At 67.2% G+C, this 17803-nt stretch carries 34 protein-coding genes; 30 read left to right on the forward strand and 4 right to left on the reverse strand.

Annotation, left to right across the window (positions count from 1 at the left end; translation table 11 throughout):
• Nucleotides 1-84: 84 nt before the first annotated feature.
• The 4 genes from QRN16_RS21415 to QRN16_RS21430 all read right to left on the reverse strand — a co-directional run bounded on the left by QRN16_RS21415 (nt 85) and on the right by QRN16_RS21430 (nt 2619).
• A complete protein-coding gene (locus QRN16_RS21415) occupies nt 85-1221 on the reverse strand; it encodes a tyrosine-type recombinase/integrase (RefSeq protein ID WP_285189876.1) in 1137 nt (378 codons plus the stop codon).
• The gene (locus QRN16_RS21420) at nt 1221-1457 is read right to left on the reverse strand and encodes a DUF3263 domain-containing protein (protein WP_502944036.1); all 237 of its coding nucleotides are present in this window, start codon (nt 1455-1457) and stop codon (nt 1221-1223) included. Before QRN16_RS21420 ends, QRN16_RS21415 begins: the two co-directional genes overlap by 1 nt.
• Nucleotides 1454-1882, reverse strand: coding sequence for a M78 family metallopeptidase domain-containing protein (locus QRN16_RS21425; RefSeq protein ID WP_285189878.1), 429 nt, complete (start codon nt 1880-1882; stop codon nt 1454-1456). Before QRN16_RS21425 ends, QRN16_RS21420 begins: the two co-directional genes overlap by 4 nt.
• Nucleotides 1883-1953: 71 nt before the next feature.
• The gene (locus tag QRN16_RS21430) at nt 1954-2619 is read right to left on the reverse strand and encodes a helix-turn-helix domain-containing protein (RefSeq protein WP_285189879.1); all 666 of its coding nucleotides are present in this window, start codon (nt 2617-2619) and stop codon (nt 1954-1956) included.
• 167 nt (nt 2620-2786) lie between these two features.
• On the opposite strand from QRN16_RS21430, the gene QRN16_RS21435 reads away from it, so the two are divergent.
• The 30 genes from QRN16_RS21435 (at nt 2787) to QRN16_RS21580 (ending at nt 17785) form a co-directional block, all read left to right on the forward strand.
• Nucleotides 2787-3095 (forward strand): helix-turn-helix domain-containing protein, encoded by a 309-nt coding sequence (locus QRN16_RS21435; protein WP_285189881.1) that lies wholly within the window; start codon nt 2787-2789, stop codon nt 3093-3095.
• On the forward strand, nt 3092-3328 hold the full coding sequence (locus QRN16_RS21440; protein ID WP_285189883.1) for a helix-turn-helix domain-containing protein: 237 nt from the start codon (nt 3092-3094) through the stop codon (nt 3326-3328). The genes QRN16_RS21435 and QRN16_RS21440 overlap by 4 nt, the downstream gene beginning before the upstream one ends.
• 61 nt (nt 3329-3389) lie before the next feature.
• Nucleotides 3390-3569 carry a hypothetical protein gene (locus tag QRN16_RS21445; RefSeq protein ID WP_285189886.1) on the forward strand — a complete coding sequence of 60 codons (180 nt, stop codon included), beginning with the start codon at nt 3390-3392 and terminating at the stop codon, nt 3567-3569.
• A gap of 63 nt (nt 3570-3632) precedes the next feature.
• Nucleotides 3633-3944, forward strand: coding sequence for a hypothetical protein (locus QRN16_RS21450; RefSeq protein WP_285189887.1), 312 nt, complete (start codon nt 3633-3635; stop codon nt 3942-3944).
• Complete coding sequence (locus QRN16_RS21455; RefSeq protein WP_285189889.1) at nt 3944-4252, forward strand: hypothetical protein; 309 nt, start codon at nt 3944-3946, stop codon at nt 4250-4252. Before QRN16_RS21450 ends, QRN16_RS21455 begins: the two co-directional genes overlap by 1 nt.
• Nucleotides 4249-4605 (forward strand): hypothetical protein, encoded by a 357-nt coding sequence (locus tag QRN16_RS21460; RefSeq protein WP_285189891.1) that lies wholly within the window; start codon nt 4249-4251, stop codon nt 4603-4605. Before QRN16_RS21455 ends, QRN16_RS21460 begins: the two co-directional genes overlap by 4 nt.
• The gene (locus QRN16_RS21465; protein WP_285189894.1) at nt 4602-5291 is read left to right on the forward strand and encodes a lambda exonuclease family protein; all 690 of its coding nucleotides are present in this window, start codon (nt 4602-4604) and stop codon (nt 5289-5291) included. The genes QRN16_RS21460 and QRN16_RS21465 overlap by 4 nt, the downstream gene beginning before the upstream one ends.
• A gap of 1 nt (nt 5292) precedes the next feature.
• The gene (locus tag QRN16_RS21470; protein WP_285189896.1) at nt 5293-5919 is read left to right on the forward strand and encodes a hypothetical protein; all 627 of its coding nucleotides are present in this window, start codon (nt 5293-5295) and stop codon (nt 5917-5919) included.
• Nucleotides 5916-6203 (forward strand): hypothetical protein, encoded by a 288-nt coding sequence (locus tag QRN16_RS21475; protein ID WP_285189897.1) that lies wholly within the window; start codon nt 5916-5918, stop codon nt 6201-6203. The genes QRN16_RS21470 and QRN16_RS21475 overlap by 4 nt, the downstream gene beginning before the upstream one ends.
• A 106-nt stretch (nt 6204-6309) precedes the next feature.
• The gene (locus QRN16_RS21480; RefSeq protein WP_285189899.1) at nt 6310-6753 is read left to right on the forward strand and encodes a hypothetical protein; all 444 of its coding nucleotides are present in this window, start codon (nt 6310-6312) and stop codon (nt 6751-6753) included.
• Nucleotides 6754-6756: 3 nt separating this feature from the next.
• The gene (locus QRN16_RS21485; RefSeq protein WP_285189902.1) at nt 6757-7161 is read left to right on the forward strand and encodes a WhiB family transcriptional regulator; all 405 of its coding nucleotides are present in this window, start codon (nt 6757-6759) and stop codon (nt 7159-7161) included.
• On the forward strand, nt 7161-7469 hold the full coding sequence (locus tag QRN16_RS21490) for a hypothetical protein (protein ID WP_285189906.1): 309 nt from the start codon (nt 7161-7163) through the stop codon (nt 7467-7469). Before QRN16_RS21485 ends, QRN16_RS21490 begins: the two co-directional genes overlap by 1 nt.
• A gap of 5 nt (nt 7470-7474) precedes the next feature.
• Nucleotides 7475-8029 carry a RuvC family protein gene (locus tag QRN16_RS21495; protein ID WP_285189909.1) on the forward strand — a complete coding sequence of 185 codons (555 nt, stop codon included), beginning with the start codon at nt 7475-7477 and terminating at the stop codon, nt 8027-8029.
• Nucleotides 8026-8229 carry a hypothetical protein gene (locus QRN16_RS21500; protein WP_285189911.1) on the forward strand — a complete coding sequence of 68 codons (204 nt, stop codon included), beginning with the start codon at nt 8026-8028 and terminating at the stop codon, nt 8227-8229. Before QRN16_RS21495 ends, QRN16_RS21500 begins: the two co-directional genes overlap by 4 nt.
• Nucleotides 8226-8450, forward strand: coding sequence for a hypothetical protein (locus QRN16_RS21505; RefSeq protein ID WP_285189913.1), 225 nt, complete (start codon nt 8226-8228; stop codon nt 8448-8450). Before QRN16_RS21500 ends, QRN16_RS21505 begins: the two co-directional genes overlap by 4 nt.
• On the forward strand, nt 8447-8818 hold the full coding sequence (locus tag QRN16_RS21510; protein WP_285189915.1) for a hypothetical protein: 372 nt from the start codon (nt 8447-8449) through the stop codon (nt 8816-8818). Before QRN16_RS21505 ends, QRN16_RS21510 begins: the two co-directional genes overlap by 4 nt.
• Nucleotides 8815-9594, forward strand: a complete 780-nt coding sequence (locus tag QRN16_RS21515; protein WP_285189917.1) for an alpha/beta hydrolase family protein — start codon at nt 8815-8817, stop codon at nt 9592-9594. The genes QRN16_RS21510 and QRN16_RS21515 overlap by 4 nt, the downstream gene beginning before the upstream one ends.
• Complete coding sequence (locus tag QRN16_RS21520; protein ID WP_285189918.1) at nt 9591-9887, forward strand: hypothetical protein; 297 nt, start codon at nt 9591-9593, stop codon at nt 9885-9887. The genes QRN16_RS21515 and QRN16_RS21520 overlap by 4 nt, the downstream gene beginning before the upstream one ends.
• Nucleotides 9884-10159, forward strand: coding sequence for a hypothetical protein (locus tag QRN16_RS21525; protein WP_285189919.1), 276 nt, complete (start codon nt 9884-9886; stop codon nt 10157-10159). The genes QRN16_RS21520 and QRN16_RS21525 overlap by 4 nt, the downstream gene beginning before the upstream one ends.
• The gene (locus tag QRN16_RS21530) at nt 10156-10608 is read left to right on the forward strand and encodes a hypothetical protein (RefSeq protein WP_285189921.1); all 453 of its coding nucleotides are present in this window, start codon (nt 10156-10158) and stop codon (nt 10606-10608) included. The genes QRN16_RS21525 and QRN16_RS21530 overlap by 4 nt, the downstream gene beginning before the upstream one ends.
• Entirely contained in the window at nt 10605-10880 is a 276-nt protein-coding gene (locus QRN16_RS21535) for a hypothetical protein (protein ID WP_285189923.1), read from the forward strand. Before QRN16_RS21530 ends, QRN16_RS21535 begins: the two co-directional genes overlap by 4 nt.
• A complete protein-coding gene (locus QRN16_RS21540) occupies nt 10877-11023 on the forward strand; it encodes a hypothetical protein (protein ID WP_285189925.1) in 147 nt (48 codons plus the stop codon). Before QRN16_RS21535 ends, QRN16_RS21540 begins: the two co-directional genes overlap by 4 nt.
• A gap of 107 nt (nt 11024-11130) precedes the next feature.
• On the forward strand, nt 11131-11376 hold the full coding sequence (locus tag QRN16_RS21545; protein ID WP_285189928.1) for a hypothetical protein: 246 nt from the start codon (nt 11131-11133) through the stop codon (nt 11374-11376).
• Between the two features lie 193 nt (nt 11377-11569).
• Complete coding sequence (locus QRN16_RS21550; RefSeq protein WP_285189929.1) at nt 11570-11884, forward strand: zinc finger domain-containing protein; 315 nt, start codon at nt 11570-11572, stop codon at nt 11882-11884.
• Complete coding sequence (locus QRN16_RS21555) at nt 11881-12885, forward strand: hypothetical protein (protein WP_285189930.1); 1005 nt, start codon at nt 11881-11883, stop codon at nt 12883-12885. Before QRN16_RS21550 ends, QRN16_RS21555 begins: the two co-directional genes overlap by 4 nt.
• A 51-nt stretch (nt 12886-12936) precedes the next feature.
• Entirely contained in the window at nt 12937-13206 is a 270-nt protein-coding gene (locus tag QRN16_RS21560) for an HNH endonuclease (RefSeq protein WP_285189931.1), read from the forward strand.
• A 2-nt stretch (nt 13207-13208) separates the two neighbouring features.
• Nucleotides 13209-13451 carry a hypothetical protein gene (locus QRN16_RS21565; protein WP_285189932.1) on the forward strand — a complete coding sequence of 81 codons (243 nt, stop codon included), beginning with the start codon at nt 13209-13211 and terminating at the stop codon, nt 13449-13451.
• A 121-nt stretch (nt 13452-13572) separates the two neighbouring features.
• Nucleotides 13573-14010 carry a hypothetical protein gene (locus QRN16_RS21570; protein ID WP_285189933.1) on the forward strand — a complete coding sequence of 146 codons (438 nt, stop codon included), beginning with the start codon at nt 13573-13575 and terminating at the stop codon, nt 14008-14010.
• Between the two features lie 207 nt (nt 14011-14217).
• Nucleotides 14218-15846 carry a terminase large subunit domain-containing protein gene (locus QRN16_RS21575; RefSeq protein WP_285189934.1) on the forward strand — a complete coding sequence of 543 codons (1629 nt, stop codon included), beginning with the start codon at nt 14218-14220 and terminating at the stop codon, nt 15844-15846.
• Between the two features lie 13 nt (nt 15847-15859).
• Nucleotides 15860-17785, forward strand: a complete 1926-nt coding sequence (locus QRN16_RS21580; RefSeq protein ID WP_285189935.1) for a phage portal protein — start codon at nt 15860-15862, stop codon at nt 17783-17785.
• The last annotated feature ends 18 nt before the right edge of the window (nt 17786-17803 follow it).

Consider the following 17803-nt stretch of genomic DNA (forward strand, 5'->3'; position numbering starts at 1 on the left):
GGGTTCAAATCCCCTATCCTCCGCCAGGGAAGGCCCTCGATCTCGCACACAGTGCGCAGGTCGGGGGCCTTTCTGCTGTCTGCGTCAGGCCGTCGCCGCGTCATCTGCCCACATGGTGCCCACACCCGCAGAATCCATCGCGATCTCGAGCCGCGAGGCCACTGCCTGCAGGTCGTCGTCGAACAGGTCCGCGTACACGTCGAGCGTCATGGCCGCCGAGGCATGCCCGAACATCTTCTGCAGCGCCTTCACGTTCGCGCCGGCCGACACCGCCAGCGACGCCGCCGTGCTCCGCAGGCCCTTCGGCGTGATCCGCGGGATGCCCGACTCGGCCACCGCCCGGTCGAACCATCCCGAGCCCTTGTGCGTGCGCTCGAGGAATCCGCCGTCGGCACCCGGGAAGAACAGTGCCGTCGGAGCACACCGCGGGTTGTGACGCCGCAGCTCCATCGCGACCTTGGCCGGCACCACGACGCTGCGCGGCTTCCAGCTCTTCGGCGTGCCCTCGACGTCGCGGCCGTCCACGTTCACGACGTTGCGCCGGATCTGGATCCGCCGAGACACGAGGTCGACGTCGCAACCCTGCAGCGCTCGCATCTCGCCCCAGCGCATCCCGGAGTACGCGAGCACCAGCACGATCGCCCGGTACTCCCCCGCCGCCTCGGCAAGGGCCCACACCTGCTGGTGCGTCAGGTACGTCTTCGGCGAGCGCGTCTTGCGCGGCAGCTTCACCCCGCGCGCCGGGGACACGTTGATCAGCCGATCCCGAGCGGCGTCGTCGAGCACGGCCGCCAGGACTCCGAAGGTGCGGATCACGACGGACGCGCCCGCAGGCTTGACCCCTCGGACAGGGTCACCCTCGCTCATGTCCGAAACCCAGGACTGCACGTCGCTCGTTCGTATCTGCCCGATCTGCTTGCTGCCCCACCGTGGCTCGACGCGCAGCCGCCATGCCACTTCGAGCGGCGACCAGGACGACGGCTTAAGGTGCCCGCGCTGCCGTTCGAGCCATAGCGGTCCCAGCTCGCTCACGGTGGTGCGCGAGTCGGTCGGGTCGACGTACGTGCCCGTCAGCTTCGACACCTCGACTGTCGCGGCGAACGCCTCGGCCGCCTTCTTCGTCGGGAAGCCGCGCTTGTCGGTCTGTCGGCCATCAGGCTTGCGGTAGCGCACTCGGTACCGGCGCCCGGCCGCCGTCGCGTACGAAGTGATGGACGCCATCAGCCAGCCCGCCTCGCGTTGCGCGCAGCGACCCTCGACGTCCGCAGGCGACGCAGGCGGTTCACAAGCAACGGATCCACCGCCAGAGCCTCGCGGTCATCGAGGAGCTGCGCGAGCAGCTGGTAGTAGCGCGTCGGGCTGATGCCCAGCTCGTCCCTGATCGCCGCTTCCTTGTTCCCGGCGTGAGTGAAGCGCTGTCGCTCGAACGCGAGCACGCGCGCCTGGTCGTCGGTCATGGCTCTCGCCTCTCCAGCTCGGCATCGATGTAGCGGCGCTCGGCCACTGTGAGGTTCTGCACGCGGGTCACGAGAGTAGGGAGATCCACCCACAGCTCGTCGGCCGTCTCGTCGTCAACCCGATGACGGTTCCAGACCAGGACGTCGATCAGGTGGTCGATCTCGATGAGGCGGCACGCCGCGATGGCATGGACCGCCTTCTCCTCGCGCTCGACAGCGCGCGCGTCCCGCGGCACCGGGCCTCGCTCGAGGTGAACCAGCTCGTGAGTGAGGGTGCAGCGGCGCTCGCGCTGGGTGGACGTCCGGTTGATCTCGATCCCATTGAGCGTGATCCGACCGGCGCATCCGCGGCCGCCATCGACGAACGCGATCGGCGTCCGAGGGTGGTGCTCACGGGCGTGACGCCATGGGTGCCATCTGGACATGCGAGGGACCGTACGGTCTGCATCCGACACGAAACTGCCCTGAACAGGACTTACATCGCTGTCATTCCGCGTCATGCTGGCTCGATGCCGCCTGTGTCCTGGTTCTCGTCCTCGGGCTGCGGTTCCGTGCGCTGGCGGATCTCGTACTCCGTCTCCCCCGCTCGCTGCGCCAGCTCGAAATCGGACTGCGTGATCCTGCGGCCGGCGTGCGCCGCGGCGTTCCGCACCCGCGAGAGGTAGTTCGACTTGAGGAGTTGCAGCTGATCGGGACCACCGACGCCAGTCTCGACAACGAGCCGGGCCGCGGTGATCGTCTGGTCCGCCGCGTCCGTCACCCGGTCGATGATCTCGCCCAGCGCGTCCTCGTTCATCTGCTCAGCCGGACGCTCGTAGAACTTGCTGACGGCGAGCAGGAGCGCATCGGTCGCGAACGACAGCTTCATGAGGGCGTCCGTCTCGACCGCCTGACCGCTGCGCACGAGAGGCCTCGGCACCGCCGATCCCTCCACCGCGTCACCGCCGTCGAGGACCGTCTTCGCGCTCCCCTCACTCCACTCGAGCGCGCGGTCGAGCTTGCGCAGAGTGGCCAGCGACACCGCCGATGCCGTGCCGCTCTCGAGGCCGCCCAGTGTCGTGTCCGACGGGCCGCCGCGGTCCGCGACTTCGGCCTGCGTGAGCCCCAGGCTCTCGCGCCGCTTCTTCACCGTTTGGCCCAGTCTGGCCAAGTTCCGCTCCATGTCGACCACTGTCCTCGAAAACTTCGGCAAACAAAACCCCAGTTTGGCAAACGACACGCATGTCGTTTGCGCAGGGACTTCACTTACACGCTTGTCGTTTCGCAGGTAGAGCAAGTTTGCCACCGTTTTTGCTTGAGTCAGTGCCAAGTTTGCCGTAGGTTTGGCCTATGCCTTCCAAGCCGTCAGCAAAGCAGCGGTACGACCGCCAGCGGGCAGCAAAAACCCCGCCGCACGTCTCGCTGAAGTTCATCCGCTTCGTCGCCGGCATCAAGATCGACGAACTGATCTCGCGGATGGAAGAGGCCACCGGGAAGCGCTACACCGTCGGCGCCATCAGCGCCGTCGAGAACGGCCACCGCGGCGCCAGTGTCGAGCTGCTCCGCGCACTCGAAGGCGCCTACGGGCTGCCCGAGGGATCGATCACGACGCAGTACGAACCGCGCCGGGCTTCGGACTCCGAGGCGGTTCCGGCATGACCGCGGCCGTGTCCTTCACGAGCCCTTGGCTCACGGTCCCCGAGGCCGCGGCCTACAGCCGGGTCGGCCGCTCGAAGATCTACGACGCCTGCCGCGGAGGCGGGCTCACCGCGACCCAGACGCACGCCCCGAAGGGCACCTGGATCGTCCACCGCGACCGCATCGACGAGTGGATCTCGGACGGCATGCCCATGGCTGCCCGCCCTGTCCGTCGCCTGCGGTCCGCTCCCTGACTCCCGCTCCCAGCGGGCTGATCGACCCATCGCGCAATTCCGCACACCGAGGAGGACACGAATGACTGCACCCACGCGGGCCGCCTACCGGGACCCCAGCTCGTACGAGCTGGCGATCCTCTCGGGCCTACAGAGGCAGCCCCACGTCTACGGCGGCACCGTCCCGCCCGGCGTCGTCGCAGATCGCCGCGCTCGCAACAAGCGAGCCCGTGCGGCTCGTCGCACTGCTCGCAAGGCCTGACAACACAAAGCGGGCCGCACCGGCACAGTGCGACCCGCTCTCGACTCCACAGGAGAGCCTGACATGCACAGAGTAACCGACTCCACCCTCACCGTCGGCGGTGTCGCCGTCGACGAGTTCCACCCTCTCGAGAAGACCCCGCCCCGACGCCAGCTCGTCGTCCTCGCCGACGGCACGATCGCCGTCACGGCGCTCGACCAGCTGCAGGCCCGGCGCGCCGAGTGGCCGACCGAGGCCGACACCGACGTCTACGAGGCGGAGGACGAGCGCGAGGGTGAACCCCTGCTCGGCCTGATCGTCGGCCTCACCCTCTCCGCGTGCGCCGCGGCTCTGTCGCTCGCATTCGTGTGGGCCATCCGGGCGGGTGTCATCTGATGAGCGCGGCTTCCGACGTCTCGTCCGACCTTCGCGTCCTCGCAGATCTGGTCGATGCCAATCCAGCTCTCGCCGAACTTCTCTCGACGAGCCTGCAGGAGTTGCGAGTCTTTCCGCACGCACACGGCGTGGATGCGCAGGAGATCGACGACGCGCTGGCCTCACAGGCGTTCCTGGTCTCCGAGGGCGTCAAGTTCGTGCAGGCGTTTGGCTTGCTCGCAGTCCGCGCAGCTGTTCTGCCGGCCGGGCGTGTGCACGTACGCGTGTATCACCAGGCGCAGACAGTATCAGCGGAGGCGAAGCGATGACCGCGGCCGCCGCCATCCTCCCGCGGTGCGCCCAGTGCGCCAGCGAGATTCACGTCGGTGACCCCGTGGCTTACACGAACGTCGGCGACGTGGTCCATGCCGACTGCCACCCCAACTTCGACGTCGCGGACACCTGCCCCGACTGCTCGCTCGTCCTCGAGTGGTCGAAGTTCGGCTACTGGATCCATCACGACACCGGCACCGTCGCGTGCCCCGGGGAGCAGCCCAAGCCCGAGCGGCACCTGCACCTCGTCCGACAGCCCGAACCGCTGACACCGCAGACCCACTGCGGCTGCGGCAATCCGACCAACGGCACCAGCTCGTGCCGCGACTGCGTGAGAGGTTACGAATGAGCACCACGACCGAGCCTCGGCTCATCGTCCACCCGGACATTCTGCAGGGCTCCGACGAGTGGCACGCCCAGCGTCGCGGCATCGTCACGGCGTCCATGGTCGGCAAGCTGGTCACCGCCAAGACGCTGCAGGTGGCGAGCAACCAGGAGTCCCGCGGCCTCACCGCTCAGCTTGTCGCAGAGCGGATCACGGGCTGGACCGACCCGACCTTCATGAACGACGACATGATGCGCGGTATCGAGGACGAGCCCCGCGCTCGCGACAAGTACTCGAAGCACTACGCCCCGGTCGTCGAGACGGGCTTCATGGTCCGCGAGTTCGACGGCATGAAGCTCGGCTACTCACCGGACGGCCTGGTCGGCGACGACGGACTGATCGAGGCGAAGTCGCGCCGGCCGAAGATTCACCTCGAGACGATCCTGTCCGGTCACCCGCCGATCGAGAACATGGCGCAGCTGCAGTGCGGCCTCCTGGTCTCGGGCCGCGAGTGGATCGACTACCTGTCCTACTGCGGCGGCATGCCGATGTGGGTCCACCGCGTGAAGCCCGACCAGCGCTGGTTCGACGCCATCACCGCGGCAGTCGTTGCGTTCGAGCGCAACGCGGCCGAGATGATCCGCCTGTATCGCGAGTCGGTCGAGGGCTTCCCCACGACCGAGCGCGAGATCACCGAGATGAGCTTCTGACATGGACATTTCAGAGGCAGCAGCGCCGAAGTCGGACCAGATCAACGCCGACGACCTCATGTCCGGCCCGCGCGTCGTGACCATCACCGAGGTCCGCAAGGGCAGTAGCGAGCAGCCCGTGGAGATCGTCACGGCCGAGTTCGGACCGGGGCGGCCGTACCGACCGGGCAAGTCGATGATCCGCGTGCTCATCAACGGCTGGGGCGCCGACAGCGGCGTCTACAACGGTCGGCGCCTGACGATCTACCGCGACCCGCAGATCGTGTTCGGTGGGCAGAACGTCGGCGGCATTCGCATCTCGCACATGTCGCACATCGAGAAGCGAATGACGCTCGCTCTCACTGTCACCCGCGGCCGACGCGCACCGTTCATCGTCGAACCGATGCCTGACGCGCCTCCGCTCATCACGCCCGAGCAGGCCAACGAGATCGCACAGCAGATCGCCGAGGCTGCCGACCGTGCGGCGTTGAACGAGATCGCCGCTCAGCTCAAGTCGTTCGACCTCGGCGAGCACCGCGGCCACCTGCAGGGACTCTGGAAGGAGCGCCTCGCAGCAGTCGCCACGGAGGCAGCGAAGTCCGAGCCCGAGCAGGGCGAGCTGCCCACGGACGAGGCGGCCGCGTCATGACCGACCACCTCGACGCCGCATCGAAGGCCGCAGACCGCGGCGGGTCCTACGACCTGGCGCTGGCCCAGGCGCACGCATCGGTTGCCATCGCCGACTCGCTGGAGAAGATCGGCTCGGCGCTGGCATCCCTCGTCCCGTCCGCTCCTCGCGTGAGCCCCGAGCGGCGCGACGAGCTGGTCCTGCGCATGGGCGAGTGGTGGAACTCCTCGCCCACCGTGCTCACCGGAGGCCGCCTCGAGTTCCTGCTCGACTGCCTCCTCGACGAGCTGGGGATCACGAAGTGATCGCCACCCTCGCCGCTGTCGCCCTCACCGTCGCAGGCGCATTCGCCGTCGGCGTCCTCGTATTCGAAGCACTCTCCCGCGCAATCCCCGAACCCGCATGGAAGGCATGACCATGGCACTCGTCACCGATCGTGAAGCACCCAAGGGCACCGCACTGGCGACACCCGAGCCCCTGTTCGAGGCCGCGAAGGTCAAGATCGTCGGAGGCATGAGCGAGTACGCCCTCGACAACCCGCCGGCCATCGGCGAGGAGCGGACCTACATCGTCAAGGCGCGCTGCAAGAAGCACGAGACGGATCGGGTCGACGGCGAGGATCGCCTCATCGTGCAGATGGAACACCTGTCGATCTACGAGCGTGGCAACGTGCCGATCGTCGACGAGCAGCCCGCCCTCTTCGGCGAGTCGGACACCGAGCGCGAGGCCGAGTCCCCGAGCGACGACGGCGATCATGCCGACCACGTCCACGCTGGCCCGGAGTCGACCGAGCCCGAGCAGAACGACGAGGACGCGGACCAGCGTGCCTCGATGTTCTCCAACGCCGAGGACTGAGTCGTGGGTGACTTCCAGGGCGCCCCGTGCATCGGCGCCGACCCGACGACGTTCTTCCCGGGCAAGGGCAGCCCTCGCGAGTACATCGCGAGAGTGGAAGCCATTTGCCAGGACTGCCCCATGTCGGCCTTCGTTGCCTGCGCGACACGTGCGGTGGAGAACGCCGAGCAGTCCGGCGTCTGGGCGGGAACCAACATTCCCCAGGCGGGTCCGTACCGCGATGCGGCCCGCCGCAAGCTCGAGGAGATCTCGGGACTGACGTGGCCGAAGGTGCGCGTCAACCAGGCCATCAAGTCCCGCAACGCGGCGATCGGTCGCATGCTCGCCGATGGTCGGGCCCCGCGCGATATCTCACGGTGCGTCGGCGTGGACGAGCGGACGGTGTTGCGACACAAGGCTGCGTCGTGATGACCGAGCCCGTGCGCATCGAGGACGAGATCGCAGCGCTCGACTTCGAACCTCATTGCGAGATCAAGCTGTGGAACACGAAGAAGCGCTGCACTCGTGGCGCGTCTGCACTCGTGGATATCCACGGTCACTGCTACAGCATCAGTTACGAGCTCCCTTGGCGACGGATGCTGATGTGCGCCGATTGCCTGGAGGTTGCGAAGCGCGTCTTCGAGCGCGACCGTGCGGAGGGCGTGCTGACCTGCAACATCTGCGGCGAGCGCTTCTCGGTGTTGACGGACATCATCCCTGTGGTGCGCCCACTGTGACCTACGTGGCGGGCATCGATCCCTCGTTGACGTCGGCCGGCCTCGCCGCACTGCGTCCCGGTGAGTTACCTCGCCTGGGCACGGTCGGCGCGGCCGGTCTGCGAACAGACACCTACGAGGACCGTCGCGACCGAATCGAGCTGCAGGCGTTCTCGATCGGCAAGCGCATCGGCAACCCGGACCTCATTGTCATCGAGGGCCCGTACTACCACGGCAAGCTGATGCCTTCGTACTTCGACCGGGCGGGCCTGTTCTGGGGACTCATGTCGTCGCTGTCCCGTCGCGCACCGATCGCCGTCGTCTCGCCGACGACGCGCGCAAAGTTCGCGACGGGCAGCGGCAACGCCAAGAAGGACGAGGTGTTGGCCGCCGTCCGCTCGATGTGGCCCGACGCCGCGATCCGCAATCACGACCAGGCCGACGCTCTGATCCTCGCGTCGATCGGCTTCCAGAAGCTCGGCCTCGCACTCCCTTTCCCGATCCGCCCCCGCCACACGCTCGCACTCGATGCTGTGGCGTGGCCTGCGGATCTCCCTATCTCACAGGAGGTTTCAGCATGAGAGAGACAGGCTTCGCCGCAACATATCCCGGCGACCGAGTCGAGGCTATCGGTCAGCTCATGGGACCGAACCTGCTCGGCGAGTACTTCCGCGTGTTCGACGCCGAGCACGACCAGAGCGCCGACAAGACGCGCCTGGTGTTCAAGATCCTGCCGCCCGACGAGGTCAAGGCGCTCGCTCAGGCCGGGGTGATCCGATGAGCGACAAGGTTCTGACGGTCGGCCGCCTGGTGCTCGAGTCGGAGAAGCTCGAAGACTCCCGCGATATCGGCGTCTCGCTGTATCGCAATCTGCCGCAGTCCGAGTCCATTCTTTCGCCCGATCCGTGGTTGTTCCTTCACGAAGAGCCGCACCCGCCCGCAATCGGGCTCGAGGTCACCGCGTGGCGCTGGGTCCTATCGATCGAGTGGAGGACTGCATGAGCACCGACACCGAAGCGCAGGCGTACAGCCGCTTCCTCGACATTCTGGGCGCGGCCCGGTTCGACTACCCCCGGAACGGCAACTTGCTCGGCCACTACGCGCAGGCATTCGTGAACGCGGGCGCGCGGCCCCCGGCCCGTGTCATCGAAATCGGCCTCGAGTCCGTCACGGCCGCTCTGGACGCCCTGCCTGTCGGCTCGATCATCACCTGCGACGAGCAGGACGAAGACCTCGTCTACGTCAAGCGCGCATCAGGGATGGGCTTCGACGTGTGGCGCGAGGACGGGCGCTCCAACCCCGTCACCTCCGAGCACATCGCCCGCCACCAGGTGCCCATCACGGTCATACGAGAAGGGAACGGCGCATGACTATCCCCGTCTCAGTCGTCTGCATCGGCGGCACGTTCGAGACCCGCCCGGACGACACCGCCATGACACCCGTGCGCGGCATGCTCCACGAGGTCACCAAGCACCTCCCGTCCACCTGGCGCATGCGCTGGGTGCCGTACCCGGGCACGTACGGCAACGGGCTCGACTACAGCGCGAGCGTCCGCGAGGGAGTGGCCCGCGCTGCCGATATCGCTCGCGAAGAGTCGCGCTGGAACCCGGTCATGGTGCTCGGCTACTCGCAGGGTGGCGATATCGCAGCTCGACTCGCCAACGGCATCACCTCGGGCCTGTTCGACGAGATCGACTGCGCAGGTGCCGGGCTGCTCGCTGATCCCGGCCGTGCGCAGGGGCAGCTCGCGCACTTCGGCGACGACGGCACCACGGGCATCATCGGCGCACGCCCGGTGTCCACCGCCTTGTTCCCGGTTTGGTCGATGGCCGCCCCGCGCGATCCGATCTCACGTCTGCCCATCGGCTCGCCGCTCAGGTCGATCGCCGACATGACTGCGCTGATGAGCACCCGCCCCGGCTCGACGGGCCCCTGGCTCGACGACCTCGGCCGCAAGATCCGCGAGGGCCGCATGCAGCAGTGGTGGAATCCAGCGAACTGGCGCAGCTGGAACGGTGCGCTCGACCAGCTGGCGAACTACACGCTGCGTGGCCGGCACACCGTGTATGGATCGGAGATCTGCCCGGGCACGGACGTCACCTACACGAAGCGGCTCGCGCAGCTGATGATCGGGGCGCGGCGATGACCGCGGCTAAGCGCATCGCTGAGGCGCTGCGCGAGCACAACAACGCCTGGAACTGGGGAAGTGGTTGGCAGTGTGACTGCGGCGCTGCGGTGTCCGTGACAAGCGGCGGCATTTCGAAGCATCAGGCCGAGGTGATCGTGGGGCTGCCGGGGATGGCTGTCGTCGAATTGCCCGAGGTCTTGCACACGTCGTACCGGCGCGACTCCGATGGGCCGCTGCTCGATTCGGCCGCCTGTGTCGAGATGGCCGGCGAACTACTCCTGCAGGCTCGCGCCGTTGGCGGTGCGTCATGACCGGCATCGATCTGAGCCGCATCGAGCAGCGCGCCCGCAACGTCGCCGAGTGGTTCCGCGAGAAAGACGAAATGGACCGCATCAGGGGCATGAGCAACCTGCTCGACACCGACGTTCCCGCGCTCGTCGAGCGTGTCCGCGAACTGGAAGCCACGGTCTTCCGCCTGCGCCGCTACGTGGCGCGCGAGGCTTTCACCCAGGGTGGCCTACCCGCCGCCGTCGTGGACGCCCATTCGGTCGTCGAGATTCTGGACGCAGGAGAGCCGACATGACGATCACCCCGACCAAGTTCGGCTCTGTGACCGCTCAGGATCGGGCCGCGAACCTTCAGTGGTGGGACGGGCAGCCCGCACGTCTCGCTGCCCGCACAGCGCAATTCCCGTCGCCCAAGCCCGAGCGCAACCTCGGCGTCGAGGCGTTCACCGCGTTCTGCGAGTGCCCCGCTTGCGAGCTGTGGGCCTACCACTGGATCCGGACGCCCATCGTTCCCTCGTCGTGGGACCACGGGCACTACGCGACCCAGTACGCCACCTGGGAGCGCAAGCGTGCCCTGTGGCTCGAAGCGGGCAACGAGGAGCACGTGATCCAGGCGTTCGCAGGCCACACCATCCGCGTGTACCGGCCCGGCCTCGGCGCACCTCCAATGCCGCCCAGAGACGAGAGCGGGGCGGCCGTCATGCGCGAGTGCCGACACTGCGGTGTGGAATGGGGGCAGTCGTGACCGACGAACCCTGCGACGGCCGGCGCACCCCGATCGCCATCCACTGTTACGCCTGCCACGAGACCGTCTCGATGCTGCGCTGCGGCGATCAGGAGCGCGGCCACCGTGGGCACGCCCAGGCCGACGAAGAGCGTGGCTGGGCCGAGCACAGCACGACGTGCGAGCCGAACCTGCTGGCGCCGGACGGGAGCATCCCGCTCACCGCTCACCCGTGCGGCTGCGTCACGCGCGACCCGCAATGCAGGCACCACGCATCGGCGGTCGCATCGTGAACGTCTTCGGCTGGATCGCCGTCACGGTGCTCGTTCTGGGCGTCGTCGGAGTGGTGATCTCGTGCTGGCCCACTCGCGCAGAACGGGCCTTCGGCTACCCGCACGACTCCGCAGAAGCGCGAATGTTGAGAGGAGAGCGGTAGTGGGATTGCCATGGATCAGGCTCGATACGAGCACTTTTGACCACCCGAAGTTCCTCGAACTGTCCGAATCCAAGAACCATCGGGCCATCGTTGTGCACCTCGCAGGCATGACGTACAGCGGAAAACACGGCCTCGACGGCTTCATTCCTGCCACCGCATTACGCGTCATCGGTGGCACCACGACGGACGCCAAGAAGCTCGTCGAGGCGGGCCTGTGGATCGCAGCAGAGAGCGGATGGGACATCAACGGATGGAAGGAGTACCAGTTCAGCAGTGAGGAGAACGAGGCCCGACGCAAGAAGCTGAGCGAGCGCGGACGTAAAGGGGCCGAAGCGAGATGGGGTGCGGAGTGATGCAACAAGCAGATGCCCGAAGCAATGCAACAAGCATGATGCTTGAGCAATGCAAAAGTGCCCGATGCCTAAATGGCACGGACGGACGGACGGACTTACGTAAGACTTCCAACACCGGAAAAAGCATCTCGTCTCACCTAAGAAACGCGTGCGAGACGAACCCCGATTCTGACTCGGTGGTGGCCTGATGCCGATGCGAAATCTCACGATGGATCAGCTCATCGATCGCGCCAAGGCCCAGACAGTCGCCTGCCAGCACTGCGGCGCCAAGGTCGGCGAGCCCTGCGTCCGGACCGACTACCGCACCAGCGAACGGACACCCGTCGAGAACTTTCCGGCCCACCATTCGCGTCTCAAGCGGGCCGACCGGATCGAGACACTCACGGCGCAGGCCGAGTGTGAACACCTCTCGTGGTCCGGCGACGAAGGCCCTATCGCCGAGCTGGGCCGCATGCCGCTCCGGTGGAAGTGCGACGAGTGCGGACTCGTCGAGTGGAGGAACGCATGACCACCCCCTGCCACAACTGCGACCGACCCACCCCCGACGATTCACCGATCTGCGCCACCTGCATCGGCTCACTGCGAAACGACCTGCTCGGAGTGCCCGGCCTCATCGCCGACATGACCGTCACCCGAGGACGACTCGACCGAGTCAGCCGCAACACCAACGGCGGTGGCCGCAGCAGCGAGACCATGCTCCCGATCCGTGAACGCATCGACAAGAGCGCCCCCGCAGGGCAGCCCAACGGCGAGGTCCAGCCCGTCACACGCCCACTCGACGCACTGGTCACACAGCTCGGGCTCACGGCCAGGCTCATCGCAGACCACGCGAAGATCGACCTCGAGGAGATCCTGGGAAGCGCCGGCCTGCACCAGCTCGCGGTCAACCTGCGAGGCGGACGCATCGATCCCGAGCTGCCACCACGCACCGATCCCACACTGCTCACCACCGAGGCCGTGCTCGACGTCGAGGAAGCCGCAGTGTGGCTCGCACACAACCCGCGCCTGCTCACCGCCTACCCCGACGCAGCGGCCCTGTTCGACGAGGTCACCGACGTCATCGCCATGGCACGAATCGCCATCGACCGACTGCCCGAGCTGAGCTACAAGGGCACCTGCGACTACACCGCATGGACAGGCGGAACCGAGACCACCTGCGGCGCAGACCTGTACGTCGAACGAGGGGATGACTTCGCACGGTGCGGTAAGTGCGGCGCACACTACGACGTGCGAGAACTGAACCGTCAGATCCAAGCGCGGATGCACGACATGAACTACACCGCAACGGAACTGGCATCGCTGCTCACCGAGCTGGGTCACCGACTGCCGAGCAACACCCTGCGGTCCTGGGCCCATCGTCGAGAGCTGACACCGCGAGGATGGAAACACCGGGGACGCATTACGAGCACCTGGATCCACCGCAACGATCCGCCTGTCTATCGCCTCGGTGACGTGCTCGATCTGGTCGAGACACGCCGTCAATCGAACCTGACTGGACAAGGCCTGTGACCTGCTGCAACACTCTGATGCCAACGGAGAAGGTCTGTCACGAGGACGACCGTGCCGAGCCGTAACGTCCACCTCGACCGCATCGCATCCGAGCTGAGATCCCAGCGCGCAGCGTGCTTCATCTGCGGCCAGCCGATCGACTACTCGCTCCCGCACGACGACCTCGAAGCGTTCACCGTCGAGCACGTGCTGCCGCGCTCCACCCATCCGCACCTCGAGAACGACCCGGCCAACTGTCGAGCCGCTCACGCCAGCTGCAACAAGCGCCGAGGCAACCGGAACTACAAGCCCGGCCTGGGCATCCGCACGAGGGAGTGGTGACCATGGCACTCTTCGACCCCACGACACCCGCGACGTGGCCCTACGAGGTCCGCGACGCCGTGCTGACCGCCACCTACGTCACCGCGCTGCTCGTCGCTGACCTCGTCACCGACCTCCTCGTCGCCGCACCCGATCGAGCCCTGGACCTGGCCGAGGCCGCGGTGCTCGACCTGGCCGCCAGCCTCGACGCCATACCCGCAGGTCAGAGCCTTGCAGCCCTGGCCGACGCTGACTCCACCGCATAACCGCAGGTCAGAGGGGTAGGGGCGTCGCCACCGCTGCAGCCCCCACCGCCGGAGACCTTCCCCGGCAGGCTTCCCTCTCCCTCCCAGGGCCCCGCGTGACATGTCACAGGAGGTGTAACTCGTGGCCGACGTACACAATCGGACGCGCTACCTGCAGGGATGCCGCTGCGAGATGTGCAAGGACGCCAACCGGACCTATGCCCGCGAGCGCCGAGCAGCCAAGGCGGCGGCAGGCGTCACGCCAGCACCGCAGCCAACCACCGCCAAGGGTGGCGCGAAGCTCAAGACCACCGAGACCGAGTCGAAGATCCCGTACAAGGAGTCCGTGACGGCGGCCGTGAAGGCGGAGCTGGAAACGTACGTCGGTGCAGACACGCGGCCGGCGCTCGCGGCCATGGCGCTGACGCTGGCCCGCGTGCTCGACACACCGTCCGCCCTGCCGCAGCACGCCGCCGCGGTGGGGAAGCTCGAAGCCCTCCTGACGACCATCGCGAAGTACGGCGTGAAGAAGGTCAGCAAGCTCGACGAGATGCGCGCCGATCTCCGGGCAGTGAAGTAGTCCAGTGACAAGGAGCTGCTGAACAGTGCACTCGCTACTCGGTGGACTATTCCGGAGGCGCAATCGGGAAACTAGCCCGGCTCCGACTTACGCCTGTGGTTGCGTCATTGATGGTCCTTCGCGCTGCCCAGACGCGACGGGCAACCTACCGACGCGCGGCAGCGTCACCGTTCATGGCACCCCGCGCGCTGTGGCCGTCGATCCGGCATGAGGCGCTCGTCGCTCGCGAACCACCAGACGATCCGGCTCGGTTGCGAGACACCGCGGATCTACACGCAGCCACTCCGGCCGCTGACGCCCCAGACGTCACACGGGTTCGCCTGCATCCGGTTCGCCGAGAACATGCTCGGCCTGCGCCTGATGCCCTGGCAGAAGTGGCTCCTGATCCACGCGCTCGAACTGCTCGAGAACGGGCTCTACCGCTTCCGCACCGTGCTCGTGCTCGTCGCTCGCCAGAACGGCAAGACGCTGGTGATGAAGATCCTCGCTCTGTGGAACCTCTACGTGCGCGGCGCGAAGATGGTCATCGCCAGCGCGCAGAACCTCGGCAAGGCCGAGGAGGCGTGGCGCGAAGCGGTCGAGATGGCCGAGTCCGTCCCCGAGCTGCTGGTCGAGATCGACGACGTCGTGCAGCGCATGAACCACAAGGCGCTCGTGCTCGTGTCGAAGGAACGCTACGAGCCGGTCGCGTCGAACCGCCGCGGTGCCCGTGGCAAGTCCGGCGACCTGGTCCTGCTCGACGAGCTGCGCGAGCATCACAACTGGGAGTCGTGGGCGGCCGCGACGAAGTCCACGCTGGCCCGTCCCAAGTCGCAGGTCTGGTGCTTCTCGAACGCTGGCGACGCCATGGCGATCGTGCTGCGCTACCTGCGCGCCCTCGCTCACCAGGCGCTCGGCTGGCCTGACGGAGACGCTGACGCCACTGCGCTCGAGGTCGGCGACGACGAGGACGACGAGAACGTGTTCGGTGATGACGAGGCCGATTCGCTCGGCATCTTCGAGTGGTCGATGGAACCAGGGAAGCCGCGTGGAGATCGAGACGGATGGGCTCAGGCCAACCCCTCGATGAACCACACGGACATCGTCGAGGACGTCATCACCGAACGCGCCATCTCGGCGGCCATGCGCACCGACCCGAGGCATGTCTTCGAGGTCGAGGTGCTGTGCCGCTGGCTCTCGACCATCGACGGCGGGCCCTACCCGCCGAACGCGTGGGCCGCCGGCACCGACAACACCTCCTCGATCGCCGAGGGCTCACCGATCGCAGCGTGTGTCGACGTCTCGTGGGACCGCTCGATGGCGTACGTCGCGTTCTGTGGTCAGCGGCCGGACGGACTGCGGCACGTCGAGATCGTCGCCATGCGCGCCGGAACCGACTGGGTCATCCCGTGGCTGCGCGAGCGCGCCGACGTCTTCGACGTGCTGACACTGCAGGCGACGGGCGCTCCGGTGTCGTCGCTCCTCGAAGCGCTCATGGCCGAGACGGACGACGACGGCAGCCCGCTCTTCCCGATCGTGAAGTGGGAAGGCACCGAGCTCGGCCGGGCGTCGGGTGCGTTCTACGACAAGGTGTCGCACCGCGCCGTCGGTGACGACGAGACGTCGTCGTTCGCACCGCTGCTCTTCCACACCGCGCAGCCGGTACTCGACGTCGCTGCCACCTCGGCGGCGATCAAGCAGGCCGGTGACGCGTGGATGATCGACCGCCGCAAGTCCTCGATGGATGCCGCCCCGCTGGTCGCCGCGAACGGCGCCGACTGGGCGCTCGACCAGATACCTGAGCCCGAGCCCGAGTCTGCGTACGCGGACCCCGACTGGGAGCTCACAGTGCTGTGAAGGAGGTGCAACCGTGGGACTAGCGTCCTGGTTCGGCTTCGGCAATGCGAGCGAGACGGAGACCGTCACGTACGCCTCTCAGCCCCCACTCTCGATCTTCGACCTCAACGTCCTGGGGAAGTCTCCCGAGCAGCTGTGGCGCGAGCAACCGCACCTTCGCACGGTCGTGACGTTCGTGGCGCGCAACATCGCCCAGCTCGGACTACACACGTTCGCGCGGACCGAGGACGGCGACCGGATCCGACTCCGCGATGACCCGATGCCCTTGCTGCTGAAGCAGCCGAATGCGCAGACGACGGGATACGAGCTGATCTTCGGGCTCGTCGCCGATCTCGCCCTCTTCGACGTCGCGTATTGGTACATCAGCGAATCCGAGGACTCTCCGTCCGGCTGGGTCATTCACCCGATCCCGCCGACATGGGTGCAGGGCACGTTCGGCCAGAGCGCGTTCGCGGTCGATGGCTACAAGGTCGCCATCCCCAACTCGGGGAAGCCGGCACAGAACGTCCCGGCCGAGAACATGCTGGCGTTCCACGGCTGGAATCCGACGGACCCCCGCAAGGGCTCGTCGCCGGTCGACGCCCTCAAGTCGATCCTGTCCGAGCAAATGCACGCCCAGGAGTACCGCGAACAGGTCTGGAAGAAGGGCGGTCGCGTCGGCGCCGTCATGACCCGGCCCGCGGAGGCTCCGAAGTGGACGCGCGAGCAGAAGGACCGCTTCTCCGAGGCCTGGGCAGCGAAGTACGCGGGTGACAACGCTCCCGCGGCGGGCGGCGTGCCGATCCTCGAGGATGGCATGAGCCTGACTCGGGTCGGCTTCTCGGCCAAGGAGGACGAGTACGTCGAGGGCAACAAGCTCGCGCTCTCAACCGTCGCGCAGGTGTACCACGTCAACCCGACCATGATCGGTCTGCTCGACAACGCGAACTACTCGAACGTCAAGGAGTTCCGGCGCGCGCTGCTCGGCGACACGCTCGGGCCCACCATGGCGCAGCTCGAGGACCGCATCAACACGTTCCTCGTCCCGCGCGTGACGGCAGCCACCGAGGCCTACGTCGAGTTCAACGTCGCAGAGAAGCTGCAGGGCTCGTTCGAGGAGCAGGCTGCCGCTCGATCCACCGCGGTGGGCCGCCCGTGGCTCACCGTCAACGAGGTTCGCGCGCAGGACAATCTCGCCGCGCTCGAGGATGGTGGCGGCCTCGTCACCCCGCTCAACGTCCTCGTCGGCGGCCAGGCGTCACCGCGCGACTCCGCACCACCGAAGCAGCGCTCCATTCGCCGCAAGGAGCGCGCACCCGAGACCTTCGAGGAGAAGGCGGCCGAGGTTCTGGTGTCGTTCTTCCGTCGCCAGGAGGCGAAGGTGGTCGGAATCCTCGGCGCAAAGGCCAACGAGGAGTGGTGGGACGAGGAGCGCTGGAACAGCGAGCTCTCCGACGACCTCCTCAAGATCGGCGTGCTCACGGCGGGCGAGGTCGGACCCGCGCAGGCCGAGAAGCTCGGCTTCGATCCTGACGAGTACGACCCGGATTCCACCGTCGAGTTCCTTCGCGCAGTGGCCGCCTCGCGCGCTTCGGCGATCAACGCCACCACGCGCGACCAGATCGCGGAGGCACTCGCATCCAACGACGAGAGCCACACTCCGTCCTCCGTGTTCGAGAAGGCGAAGACGTCGCGCGCGCTGCAGTCCGCAACCGCGCTCGTCACGACATTCTCGGCGTTCGGCGCGGCCGAGGCGGGCAAGCAACTCGCGCCGTCTCAGTCGCAGAAGACCTGGATCGTCAACTCCCGCAACCCACGCAGCTCGCACGCCTACATGGACGGCGAGACGGTGGGGATCGATGACGTCTTCAGCAACGGGATGACCTGGCCGGGTGACCCGGTCGGCGGCGCCGACGAAGTGGCCGGCTGCCAGTGCTCGATCGAGATCACCCTCACCTAGTCGCCCACAGGAGGCACC

Source organism: Rhodococcus sp. MEB041, from assembly GCF_030208955.1.
GTDB lineage: Bacteria > Actinomycetota > Actinomycetes > Mycobacteriales > Mycobacteriaceae > Rhodococcoides.